General features: G+C 40.4%; 13 protein-coding genes. 9 read left to right on the forward strand and 4 right to left on the reverse strand.

The genetic code is table 11. The annotated features are described in order from the left end of the window. Positions 1–212 precede the first annotated feature (212 nt). The 7 genes from CVS86_RS10195 (at position 213) to CVS86_RS00700 (ending at position 6,732) form a co-directional block, all read left to right on the forward strand. A complete protein-coding gene (locus CVS86_RS10195) occupies positions 213–977 on the forward strand; it encodes a methyl-accepting chemotaxis protein (protein WP_413784218.1) in 765 nt (254 codons plus the stop codon). A gap of 182 nt (positions 978–1,159) precedes the next feature. Continuing rightward, positions 1,160–3,259: a TonB-dependent receptor domain-containing protein gene (locus CVS86_RS00675; protein ID WP_107790643.1), complete on the forward strand. Its 2,100-nt coding sequence runs from the start codon at positions 1,160–1,162 to the stop codon at positions 3,257–3,259. Beyond that, entirely contained in the window at positions 3,253–4,080 is an 828-nt protein-coding gene (locus CVS86_RS00680; RefSeq protein WP_107790644.1) for an alpha/beta hydrolase, read from the forward strand. Before CVS86_RS00675 ends, CVS86_RS00680 begins: the two co-directional genes overlap by 7 nt. A gap of 33 nt (positions 4,081–4,113) precedes the next feature. Further along, positions 4,114–4,359: an RNA-binding S4 domain-containing protein gene (locus CVS86_RS00685; RefSeq protein WP_002940508.1), complete on the forward strand. Its 246-nt coding sequence runs from the start codon at positions 4,114–4,116 to the stop codon at positions 4,357–4,359. Then, positions 4,359–4,757 (forward strand): tRNA (adenosine(37)-N6)-threonylcarbamoyltransferase complex ATPase subunit type 1 TsaE, encoded by a 399-nt coding sequence (tsaE, locus tag CVS86_RS00690; RefSeq protein WP_107790645.1) that lies wholly within the window; start codon positions 4,359–4,361, stop codon positions 4,755–4,757. Before CVS86_RS00685 ends, tsaE begins: the two co-directional genes overlap by 1 nt. Then, entirely contained in the window at positions 4,750–5,478 is a 729-nt protein-coding gene (gene lptB, locus CVS86_RS00695; RefSeq protein WP_009293825.1) for an LPS export ABC transporter ATP-binding protein, read from the forward strand. The genes tsaE and lptB overlap by 8 nt, the downstream gene beginning before the upstream one ends. A 3-nt stretch (positions 5,479–5,481) precedes the next feature. Further along, on the forward strand, positions 5,482–6,732 hold the full coding sequence (locus CVS86_RS00700) for an RNA polymerase factor sigma-54 (protein WP_234399206.1): 1,251 nt from the start codon (positions 5,482–5,484) through the stop codon (positions 6,730–6,732). Here CVS86_RS00700 and CVS86_RS00705 read toward each other — a convergent pair whose 3' ends face one another. After that, positions 6,733–7,500: a hypothetical protein gene (locus CVS86_RS00705; protein ID WP_107790647.1), complete on the reverse strand. Its 768-nt coding sequence runs from the start codon at positions 7,498–7,500 to the stop codon at positions 6,733–6,735. A gap of 117 nt (positions 7,501–7,617) precedes the next feature. Between CVS86_RS00705 and CVS86_RS00710 the strand changes: the two genes are divergently transcribed. Next, complete coding sequence (locus CVS86_RS00710) at positions 7,618–8,352, forward strand: imidazole glycerol phosphate synthase (RefSeq protein WP_107790648.1); 735 nt, start codon at positions 7,618–7,620, stop codon at positions 8,350–8,352. Here the strand turns inward: CVS86_RS00710 and murG are convergent. Further along, positions 8,344–9,366 (reverse strand): undecaprenyldiphospho-muramoylpentapeptide beta-N-acetylglucosaminyltransferase, encoded by a 1,023-nt coding sequence (gene murG, locus CVS86_RS00715; protein WP_107790649.1) that lies wholly within the window; start codon positions 9,364–9,366, stop codon positions 8,344–8,346. The two genes, CVS86_RS00710 and murG, sit on opposite strands and share 9 nt — an antisense overlap. Next, the gene (locus CVS86_RS00720) at positions 9,363–10,523 is read right to left on the reverse strand and encodes an FtsW/RodA/SpoVE family cell cycle protein (RefSeq protein WP_009293817.1); all 1,161 of its coding nucleotides are present in this window, start codon (positions 10,521–10,523) and stop codon (positions 9,363–9,365) included. The genes murG and CVS86_RS00720 overlap by 4 nt, the downstream gene beginning before the upstream one ends. 91 nt (positions 10,524–10,614) lie before the next feature. Here CVS86_RS00720 and murI point away from each other — a divergent pair, with 91 nt between their 5' ends. Next, entirely contained in the window at positions 10,615–11,403 is a 789-nt protein-coding gene (gene murI / locus CVS86_RS00725; protein WP_107790650.1) for a glutamate racemase, read from the forward strand. 68 nt (positions 11,404–11,471) lie between these two features. Here murI and CVS86_RS00730 read toward each other — a convergent pair whose 3' ends face one another. Next, entirely contained in the window at positions 11,472–12,062 is a 591-nt protein-coding gene (locus CVS86_RS00730; RefSeq protein ID WP_107790714.1) for a DedA family protein, read from the reverse strand. Positions 12,063–12,193: the final 131 nt, after the last annotated feature.

Genomic DNA, 12,193 nt, shown 5'->3' on the forward strand with positions numbered 1-12,193 from the left:
TAACTGGCATAAAAGATAGTCACAAAAGTAAAGTAAGAGGTCTGCTTTCAAAAGAACTTGACACACTTGGCAATGGCAACGACGGCATAGAAGATGTTAGAAACGATCTAAATGAGAGTATCAAAAACCTTAGCCAAATGGCACTCATGGCAAAAGATACGGCTAGAATCGCCGAGGATACGACGCAAAGCATCAATGAGCTAAGCGTAAATATGAGCTCACTTGAGGAGCTGATAGAGGGCTCAAGCCACGCCATAAGCACGCTAAATAGTAGAACAGACGACATCACTTCGGTTGTAAATTTGATAAAAGATATAGCCGAGCAGACAAATTTACTAGCTCTAAACGCAGCCATCGAGGCGGCACGCGCAGGCGAGCATGGACGTGGCTTTGCAGTTGTCGCTGATGAGGTTAGAAAATTAGCTGAAAATACCCAAAAAGCAACACACGAGATCGGTGTAAATATCCAAACACTTCAGCAAGAAGCCAAAGATATAGATGAAAATTCTAAAAAGATAGATGAAATTTCAAAGATCGCCACAGCAAATGTTGAAAATTTCAAACAAACTTTAGCTAGCTTTAACCAAAATGCAAAAGAGACAGCCCAAAGGTCAAAATATGTAGAAGACAAGACCTTTGGCATCATCGCAAAGATAGCTATCATCGTTTATAAAGTGGGCGTTTATTCAGACACTGTAAATGAGCAGGGCTACGGCGACGATATAGCAAAAGACGCGGACGATCTTGTAGCGTGGTATGAAAATGAGTGCGCAAAGAGCTTTAGTCACACTAAAATTTACGAAAAATCACGCCATTTAGTGGATGAGTTTAACAAAAACATCAAAGCCATCTTGACAGAAGCTGGCAAGGGCTATAACGAGAAAAATTTAAAACATTTTGTCACTGAGTTTAGAAAGCTCGAAGATCTTAGTAGAGAGATATTTAACTCATACAACGAAATGGTCGCTTCAAAATAACTTCAAATTTGCTAGACTCGCTTTGGGTCTAGCTCCTCTTAGATTGATTTAAATTTTATTTTCATAAATTTTTTCTACATTGTTGTTTAAAATTATGATAATTAATATTGTTTTTATGCTTGCTTTGTTAAATTTGCGTTTCGCTTTCATTATCAAAGATTAAATTTAACAAAAGGATATCCGTGAATAGATCAAAATTTATCGCCATTTGCCTTAGCGCTTGTGTGGCAAATTCTCTCTATGCAGTAGAGAAAGATAACAACGAAACTAAGCTAGATGGCGTCGTAGTAAGTGCGAGTGGCTTCTCGCAGCAGATCAAAGAAGCCCCTGCAAGCATCAGCGTGTTAAGTGGTGATGAGCTTACAAAAGATAGCTTTACCTCACTTCACTCAATCGCCCAAAAAGTGCCAGGTGTAAATGTCGTTGGTGGCGAGGACGGGGCAGCTAGTGGCATCTCGATACGCGGCATGGAGAAGTCTCAAACGCTAGTTTTAATTGATGGCAAAAGAGTAAATTCAAGTAGCGCAAACCCAAAGGGCGGAGCAGGGGATATGAACTCAAATTTCATCCCGCCAGCTGAAGCGATCGAGCGTATAGAGATCATCCGTGGCCCTATGAGCTCGCTTTATGGTAGCGACGCAGTTGGAGGCGTTATAAATATCATTACTAAAAAGGACTTTTCAAAATTTAGTGGCAACGTCGGCATCTCAACCACGATAAACACTCACAAAGGCATAGGCGACGGCAGGCAAGGCGACTTTTATCTAAATTTGCCTCTTTATAAGGACCTTTTCGCGCTTCAGCTTTGGGGATATAAAAAGCTAAGAGATGAGGATAATTACAAAGGCGGCTATCAAAAGAGCGATAAGAGAAATTTAAGCGCAAAACTTTGGATCACTCCAGATGAGCACAATAAATTTTTCATCCTTGGCTCAAGCGAAAAACACGACTACTCGCGCACCGTTGGCAAAACAGCTACCATAAAAACAAATAAGGTTTTAAACGCTTATGATTATGAGAAAAAGAGCTACGGCGTGGGCTACCTTGGCGAATTTGATAGTCTAAATGCCGATCTTAGCTACATTTATGATGAGACGCAAAGAACAAGCCTTTTTGACAAATTTATACCAGCAAAAGCTAAAAATCACAACTTTAACTCAAAATTTACAACCTTTTTTGGCGCACATACTCTAACTTTTGGCTATGACTTTAGCAAGCAAAATGTAGGCACAACCTTCATCGTCTCAAACGCTTCAAGAAACGGCTTAAAAGATCCAAAGACCTACTCGATGAGCGAGCATGCGGGATTTATCGAAGATGAGTGGCAAATTTTAGATGAGAAGCTCTTTTTAACGCTTGGCTCAAGGCTCACGCACAACGAATTTTTTGGCAACCACCTCTCGCCAAGAGCCTACTTAGTCTATAACGCCACAGATACGCTAAGTTTAAAAGGCGGCGTAGCGACTGGCTATAAAACGCCAAATGTCAATCAAATTTCCCCAGAAGTAGGCACTATTCAAAAGGCTTGGAGTATAGTTGATTTTGGCAACAAGGACCTAAAACCAGAAAAGAGTACAACCTATGAAGTTGGGGCGTATTATGACAATCAGGCTGATTTTAGAGGCTCGGTAACGCTTTTTAGAAATGAATTTAAAGATAAGATCCTAGACACTGATGGCAGCAAAAGAGTAAATGGAATTCCAGCCTTTGGCACTTGCACAAATGCACCAGACGTTACTTGCCCTGGTTGGGGAACTTACTTTAACATAGAAGGTGCGACCGTTTGGGGTGTAGAGCTAAGTGGCGACTACGACATCCTTTCAAACCTAAATTTAAGCTCAAACTACACCTATAATAAGTCAAAGATAAAAACTGGCAACCCAACGATAAATACGCCAAATGGCCCTATGAAATTTAGCCAAACTGGGCTTAACAGACTTGATGGCAAAAGCCTAACAGCAACGCCAGAGCACACACTTCACGCCACGCTTACATATAAGCCTGTAAAAAGCGTCAAGACATTTTTTGGCGCAAACTACGAGAGCAAGCTAACAAGCGTAAATTTCGGTGCTGGCAACAGAGTAAGAGAGAACACAAAAGACCTACTCACCTTCGATACAGGCGTCAGCTGGGACGCAAACAAGCACCTAACGCTTAGCCTAAATGCCTACAACATCTTTGATAAAGTAAGATACGATGAGGCGCTAGCAGACGACGGCAACTACTACTGGTATCCGCAAGAGGGCAGGAGATTTTGGTTTAAGGTCGCTGCAAAATGGTAAGAGCCTTTAAATTTTTGCTTTTTACGCTTGGTGTGACGCAAATTTTACAAGCAGCTCCGCAACAAACGCCTGAGCCACTTAGCCAAAAAGCTGCTAGTAAATTTGAAATTTCAACCTTTAAAATGAGTGCAAATGATGAAATTTATAAAATTTTTACAGCCAAGCTAAAGGGGCAAGATGAGTTTAAAAACGTGCTTTTTTTGCTTGACGCAAACGCCCAGTTTAACATGCTTTTAAATGAATTTGATGGCAAGGCTGCACCACTAATAATAGGCATAGGATATGACAGCGACAAAAGCTACGAGGTAGAAAAACGCACAAGAGATCTCACGCCAAAAGCAGAGGGCGAGGAGTTTAGCAAGGGTGGTGGCGCAGATGCGTTTTACCACTTTTTAACTAGAAATTTAGTGCCACTAATCGATGAGAAATTTAATGTGCAAAATAGCCAAAAGAGCCTTTATGGACACTCTTTTGGCGGGCTTTTTACGCTTTATGCCTTGCTTAAAAATGAGGGCGTATTTTCAAATTTCTTTATCGCTTCGCCATCTCTTTGGTGGGGTGAGTCTGAAATTTTAAAGCAAAACGTGAGTGAGGGTAAATTTAAAGAGAAACTAAAGGCCAAATTTGTCTTTCTTAGCGTTGGCGAGCTTGAAAAGAGAAAGGGCAAAACAGACAAAGCTGGCATTTTAAAGGCGAGTGATCTAGCTCAAATTTTAAAGCAAAGTGGGGTAAATTCTCACTTTGAGCTTTTTAAAAATGAAACCCATGGCAGCGTCATACCTCTAAATTTAAAAGAGCTTTTAAAATATCTAAAGGATTAAAAATTTAAGGCTATTTTTGTTAAAATCCGCCGCATGAGAGTAGATAAATTTTTAAACGTAGTAAATATCACCAAAAGGCGTGCCGTTAGCGAAGATATGTGCAAAAGCGGCGTTGTGAGCATCAACGGCGTGCAGGCAAAAGCGGCAAAAGATGTAAAGATCGGCGATGTCATCACTATCAAATTTCTAGCTCGTGAGGCGAGATACGAGGTGCTAGCGATCCCAACTACAAAAAGCATACCAAAAAGCGCTCAAAGCGAATATGTAAAAGAGCTTTGATGGTTTTTGAGCTTTTAGAAAATGAGCTTGATGGGCTTGTGCGGGTGCTGCCAAAAAGTGGCGTGGTGCTACTAAGTGGCGATCTGGCAAGTGGTAAAACGACGCTTGTAAAGGCGATCATCAAGGCTCATGGCATAGAAGAGAGCGTGACGTCGCCGACATTTTCTTTGATGCAAATTTATGGTAAAGATATCTACCACTACGACATTTACCAGATCGGATTTGACGGAATGGCTAAAAATGGCCTTTTTGAAAATTTGTTTGAAGAGGGGCTTCATCTAGTAGAGTGGGGCGATGAAAATTTAGAAAAAGCTCTAAAGAAAAACGGCGAGAGCTATACATTAGTAAAAATTTCTCCTAGCAAAAATGGCAGAAAATACGAGGTTATAAGTGCATAAACTAGAAGTAAAAGATCTAAAAAAGACGATAAAAAAAAGTGAGATCATAAAAGGTATATCTTTAGAGGTAAATAGTGGCGAAGTGGTGGGGCTTCTTGGGCCAAATGGCGCTGGAAAGACGACCACTTTTTATATGATATGCGGGCTCATCTCACCAACTAGCGGAGATGTTTTTTTAAATGACGAAAAGATCACAAACGTCCCACTTCACAAAAGAGCACACCTTGGTATTGGCTATTTACCGCAAGAATCAAGCATATTTAAAGAGCTAAGCGTAGAAGAAAATTTACTCCTTGGGGCTGAAATTTTAAATCAAAGCAAAGAAGAGATCTCTAAAAGAGTAAATGAGATGCTAAATATGCTAAACATCGAGCCTATCCGCCTAAGAAAGGGCGTTAGTCTAAGTGGCGGCGAGCGCAGACGCTGTGAGATCGCTAGAAGTCTCATCATAAAGCCAAAATTTTTGCTGCTTGATGAGCCATTTGCAGGCGTCGATCCTATCGCAGTTAGCGACATCCAAAGCATCGTTAGAGACCTTAAAAAGCTAGGTATCGGCGTTTTGATAACTGACCACAACGTCCGTGAGACACTAGCCATTTGCGACAGAGCCTACGTCATCAAAGATGGCTCGCTGCTAGCAAGTGGCAGTGCTAGCGAAGTGGCAAACAATAAGCTTGTTAGAACGCACTATCTTGGCGAAGAATTTAAGCTACTTGAGTAGATGATGCTAAGGCAAAAGCAAACTTTAGCGCCAAAGATCAAACTAAACCAAACGCTAAGAAGCTGGCTTCCTATCCTTCAAAGCGGGCTTGATGAGCTAAAAGAGACGCTTGAGCCTTTTATAAAAGATAATCCATTTGCCACGATCGAACATAAAAATTTAGAAAAAAGCGAAAAAAAGCGAAATTTTTTCGAGCAGGTTAGCAAAAACTCGGTTAGCGAGAGTATCGAGGCTTTAAGCATCTATAAAGAAAGCCTCTATGAAAAGCTCGTTAGCCAGATAAATCCACCACTTTTCCCTACGCAAAAGTCCCAGGATATCGCATATAAGATCATTGAGTGTTTAGATGATGAGGGATATTTTTCTTATGATGATGAAATTTTTGCGGGTTTTAATGAGAATGAGGTGGAGCGAGTTAGAGCGAGATTTGCCTACCTTGAGCCCTGTGGCGTGGGTGCAAAGGATGTTAAAGAGAGCTTTTTGTTTCAGCTAAGCGAGGCAGATGCGAGTGAAGAGATCATAGAGTGCGCAAGAAAGATCATCTTAAATTTTGAAAATATAGAGAAGCTTAGGAAGCTTAAATTTTATGACGACGCGCTAAAGATCATAAAGAAATTTAAAAATCCCCCAGCTATTGAATATCTTGAAGATGAAAAAGAGGCGGTGCCTGATATCTTCGTGCTAAGCACAAGTAGTGGCATAAGCGTGCAGATAAATGACGAGTACTATCCAGAAATTTCTATCGACACCGAGGGACTAGACGAGAAAGAGGCCTTTGTAAGCTCACGCATAAAAGAGGCTAGCGAGCTCATAGACGCCCTTGAGATGAGAAAGGCGACACTTTATAAGATAGGGCTCATGATAGTTGAGTATCAGTATGACTACTTTTTGGGTGGCGACATAAAGCCTATGAAGCTAAAAGACCTAGCTGACGAGCTTGGACGCAATCCTTCAACCATCTCAAGAGCGATCGCAAACAAATATCTAAGCTCTCCAAGAGGCACGGTCGCACTTAAAAATTTCTTCGCAACTGGCTTTGACGAGGAGACTTCAAACGCCGCGATAAAGGAATTTTTGCTAGAGCTTATCAAAAATGAAGACCACAAAAAGCCTCTTTCTGATCTAAAAATCCAAGAGCTAATCCAAGCTAAATTTAACATCCAAATCGTTCGTCGAACCATCACAAAATACCGCAAAATTCTAAATATCGGCAGCTCAAGCCAGCGAAAAAGAATTTACCAGATAAACGGCTAGCTACCACTCATTTATGGCAAAAAGCAAGGCCTTTCGCATCTGGGTAAAAAGCTCACTGCTAAGCTCATCGTACTCTTTAGCACGTTTTTTATGCTGCGCCCAGCCCGCTGCGTCGTCGTTCCATGAGCCCATACCACCAAAGACATCAGCCGCACTTGCCGCAGTAAAAAGAGCCAAATTTAGCTTTGGCATAAGTGGAGCGTTTAGGATATTTTGCTCTATCTTTTCTGGCTCATTTAGCGCTTTTAGCCCCTTTCTAAAGCAGTCACCAAAATTCTCACACTCTATCTCATCTGCAAATTTAGAGATCCTTGTTAGGATATCTTTAAACTCCAAAGTGTTATCGCTAAATTTTTGAATTTCTGGCATGCCATCTAGGCTAAATTCTTTATAGACTATCTCCCAGACATCCCAGCCCTTTTTATCTTCTTTAAAGCTCCAGTGGGGCACGAAGTAGCTCATCTTATCTTTATAAATGCAAAGAATCGACTTGTGGCTTACGTTTGAAAAGCCTTGCAGCGAGCGCTCCTCTGAAGAGACTGTCAAATTTGTGGTGTATCTCACGTCGCTTAGTCCAAGCTTTAAGGCGTGCTTAAACCACTCATTTATGCTAGCTTGCTCTCTTTTTTCTGGCTCATCACCTAAGACATAGTCAAAAACTAGGCTTTTTATAAATTTTTCGCTTTTGTAGTTTAGCTCTAAATTTGACTTTAAGGCTTGCTTTATGGATGTTACGATAATGCAAGCGTTAAAAACTTCGCCATTCATTTTTGCTCCTTTTTTGAGATATTTTATTAAAAGAAGTATAAATTTATCTCTTTAAGAATTGCAAGCGAAAACTTCAGTTTTTTATAGTAAAATAGCCAAAAATTTCAAAGAGGCAAAATGGATTTTAATGAGATTGATAAGCTGATAAATACGCTTAAGAAAAACTTGGAAGTTATCGAAAACAACGGCGTTGTCGAGCCTGAGACAAAGATCGATGCGCTTACTTTTAATAAAAATGTCGAAGAGATCAAAAAAAGACTTTATAACACAACAGACGAGGGCAGTTTTTTTAAAAATGTCTTTAACACTGAAGATTACTACGAAAACATCAGCTCATACCTAGACCAAACAAACAAAAGCCTATACTACAAGATAGAAAAGGCTGGAGTGAGCCTAAAGACTAATCAAAACCTACAAGAGAGCCTGACAAACATCTCAAATATCATGCAAATTTTAGTCGCTGAATATCAGATACAAAATAAAAAAAAGAAAAAGAGTATCTTCTCAAGAAGTGGTGACACAGTGATGATAAGAGGGCTACTTGCAGAGCTTATGGAACTACAAAATAGGATGAATAAAATTTTACATCTCGACTCACAGATCGTCTCAAATGTCGTTTTGGAAAATTTTAAAACTATCTATACATTTTTTTATAACTGCATAAGAGTGGCAAAACAAAGGGGCGATGAGCTACTTTTGGTTGAGATCGCAGGCATCACAGATAGGATCATCGAGATGATAAAGCCAGTGCTTTCAGGCAAAAGCCTAAAGACAAACGAGCTTATCTATCACTATCTCATTTACGAGCTACGAGAGCTAAAAGCCTACGCCATAGGCGAGGATCTAGCTTAAAATTTTATCCATTATCTCTTTTGCTCCGTTTGGCAAAAGGATATCTTTTAGGGCTTTGCTGCTTTTGTTTAGATCAAAGCTCTCGATCATTTTTATGACTTCATCTTTGTTTAAATTTTCACCATTTTGCAGGCAAATTTCAGCTATGCCTTTATCTTTTAGAAATTTAGCGTTATAAAATTGGTGGTTGCCAGCAGCATAAGGAAATGGCACAAAGATAGATGGCAGGGCGTTTGCGCAAAGCTCCCAAAGTGAGCTAGCTCCAGCTCGTGATATGGCAAGATCAGCCTCGCTCATCTTCTTTTCTATCTCTTTGCTAAAGTCAAAAATTTCTAAATTTGCCTCGCTAAAGCCAAGCTCATCATATCTTTTTTTAAGCTCATCAAGGGCGTTTTTGCCGCATTGATGAATGATCTTTATCCCTTTTTCTTTAAGATATGGGGCTAAATTTATAGCTAGCTCGTTTATCGCTTTTGCGCCTTGTGAGCCACCTAAAAATAGTATCGTTTTTAGCTCGCTTCTAACTCTTTGGCTTTCAAAAAATTTATTTGCCACTGGGTAAGGGCAGGGCGAGAGCTCATCATAAGAGCTAAAAAAGCCCTTTGCGTATGGCTTTAAAATTTTATTTAGCTTGCCAGTTACGGCATTTTGCTCATGGATGAAAAGCGGCGTTTTTGAGATGATGGCCGCTATGGCTGCTGGCGCTGCTGAGTAGCCTCCCACGCTGATGACTGCTTTAACGCCATTTTCTTTAAAAATTTGCTTGCATTTTAGCGCTAGGCTTATGATATTTGTTAGTGATTTTAGCTTGGCAAGGCCTCTTTTATTTACTACGCCACTGCTTGGTAAGAAGAATTTTTTTGCAAATTTCTCATCATTTTCAAACCAAAATTTATCCTGACCGCTAGTTGAGCCGATAAAAATAGGCTTTATGCCTCGTCTATTTAGCTCCTCACAAAAGCTTCTAGCGATCGCCAAATGCCCGCCAGTGCCGCCACCACAAATAACTATCATAGTTTTGCCTTTTTACTAACCATCAAGACCATGCCGATGCCGATGCATATAGCAAGCACGGAGCTGCCGCCATAGCTAAGAAATGGCACAGCGATACCTTTTATCGGCGTGATCGATGTGATGCCGTAGCTATTCATCAAAAATGAAAACGACAAGATAAGCCCGATACCAAGTGAGAATAGGTGATAGACCTTGTTTTCGCTCCTAGCTGAAATTCTAAATATCCTATAAAGTAGCGTGATAAAGATCGCTGTTATGCATAAAATGCCAAAAACACCGACCTCTTCAGCTATGCCAGCTAGCACAAAGTCTGTATGCACCTCGCTTAAAAAGCCAAGCTTAAATATCCCAGCTCCAAGCCCCTCGCCAAAAAACTCGCCGTGTTTAATTGCATTTAGTGAGTGAGAAATTTGATAAGGCTCTGGTGCGTCTGCCACTCTAAGCACGTTTGCCACGCTATCTGGCAAGAAAGAGAGAACCATATTTTGTATCGTGCCCCACCATGACTTTATACGTAAAATTCTGTGCTCTGAGCTAACTATCGCCACCGTCATGACAAAGGCAGCGCCCAAGATACCGATACCAAAGAGCCTAACGCTAGCCCCTGCAAAAAGCGCCATCGTCACAAAGGTAAGTGCCAAAACTACAACCTGACCAAGGTCGTTTTGCATAACGGCGATAAGAAAGATAGCGATACCAAAAAGAATGATATAAGGCAAAAGTATCTTTAGCTCAGCCATCAAAGTCCTCTTGCCGTCGCTAAATTTTCTAGTAAAGCTCCACGCCAAAAAATAGACAAAACCGACTTTGAAAAACTCAACAGGCGCAAGCGAGAAGCCTGGCAGCCTGATCCAGCGCCTAGCGCCTCCAGAGTCAGTCACCATCGAAGCTGGCAAGGCGTGCATGAGCCCCATAGCGATACCGCACGAGATAAGAAGTCCAAAGCCTATCCAAACAAGCGCTTTGTCGGGATTTAGCCTAGAGAGCCACCACATGAGAAAAATTCCTATGCAGCCGACTGCAAACTGGCGGATAAAAAAGTGAAATTCGTCGTAGTTAAAAAATAAAACTGTAAAAACTGGCAAGGATAGTGAAAAAATGATGCTTATGGCGATCAAAGTCGCGCAAAGATAGAAAATAACCTTATCAACTGCCAAATTTAGCTCCAACTTTAAAATGAGCCAAAGTATAATAAAAAACGGCTTACAAAGATATTATTTGCTATAATTGCAGGCTTTAAGGATGGGCATGAAGATAGGTATATTTGACTCGGGGCTTGGCGGACTTAGCGTCTTAAACGAAGCTTTAAGCAAGCTTAGCGAGCATGAATTTTTATATTACGCAGACGTGAAAAATGTCCCATACGGACAAAAGAGCAGGGATGAGATCTTAAAATTTAGCTTTGAGGCGGTGAAATTTCTTGTTAAAAATGGCGCAAAAGCTGTCGTGGTCGCGTGCAACACTGCAACAAGCGTGGCGATAAAAGAGCTTAGAGCAAATTTAAGCGTGCCGATCATCGGCATGGAGCCAGCTGTAAAAAAGGCTCACGATCTAAGCCATGATGATGCCCTAAAAACGCTTGTCATCGCCACTCCAGTCACCGTAAATGGCGCAAAACTAAAAGATCTAATCACAAATTTAAACGCAAAAGATAAAACCGAACTGCTTGCTCTGCCCCGCCTTGTAAATTTCGCTGAAAAGGCTGAATTTGAGAGTGAAAACGTGAAGTCATATCTAAAAGAAGAACTAGCTAAATTTGATCTAAGTAAATTTGACTTTTTGGTGCTTGGCTGCACACATTTTAACTATTTTAAAGATAGCTTAAGAGAAATTTTGCCCTCAAATGTAAGCATAATAGACGGCAACGAAGGAACGATAAAGCGCCTTATAAGTGAGCTTGGACTTAAAATTTCAAGTGTAAATTTAACTCCAAATGTGAAATTTTTCTACTCTGGTGAGGAGGTTTTCGAGCAAAGTGAGCTGGAGAAAATTTCAAGGAATTTAGCTAGATTAGAAAAAATGAGAGCGATCTGCTAGGCTAAATTTAGCTAAAAATTTGAGCCAAATTTGCAAAATACATTAAATTTTATGTATTTTTATATGTATTATCTCTTCCTTTGCTTTAATATATAGATAGCACTTATTATCGCAACCACCGCCAAAAGAGCGATCGTGATCGTTAGAAGTGTCTGTTTGTCAGGATTTGAGCCTAGAAAGTAGCCAACTCCAAGCAAAACCGCGCACCAAATCCCAGCACCAAGTGTGGTAAATAGGCAAAATCTAAAAATATTCATCTTAGCAAGCCCAGCTGGCAGGCTGATGTATTGACGAATTCCTGGGATGAGGCGTGAGTTAAATGTTGAAATTTCGCCGTGTTTATTAAAAAATGCTTCAAATTTATCCATCTTTTCGTGAGTGATGCCCACAAATTTGCCGTATTTTAAGACGATCTCGCGTCCAAAAAAGTAGCAAAGATAGTAGTTAAAAATGGCACCAAACAAGCTACCAAGCGTGCCTGAGATAAAGGCAAGCGCTAGGCTCATCTCGCCTTTGTGGGCTAGGTATCCAGCTGGTATCATCGCCACTTCGCTTGGAAATGGAAAAAATGAGCTCTCCAGAAACATCATCACAAATATGCCAGCATATCCCCAGCTGCTCACGCTTGAAACGATAAAATCAATAATGTCATGTAGCATTTTTACTCCGAAATTTATCTTAAAATTAGGCATTGTAGCAAAGCTTTATTTACTAATAGTAACCAACATGGAGTGATAAAATTTAAATTAAATGGGGTAGTAAAAATTTATAAAGAAGTAGGGCGAAAGCT

The organism is Campylobacter concisus (assembly GCF_003048605.1).
In the GTDB taxonomy this organism is placed as follows: domain Bacteria; phylum Campylobacterota; class Campylobacteria; order Campylobacterales; family Campylobacteraceae; genus Campylobacter_A; species Campylobacter_A concisus_BM.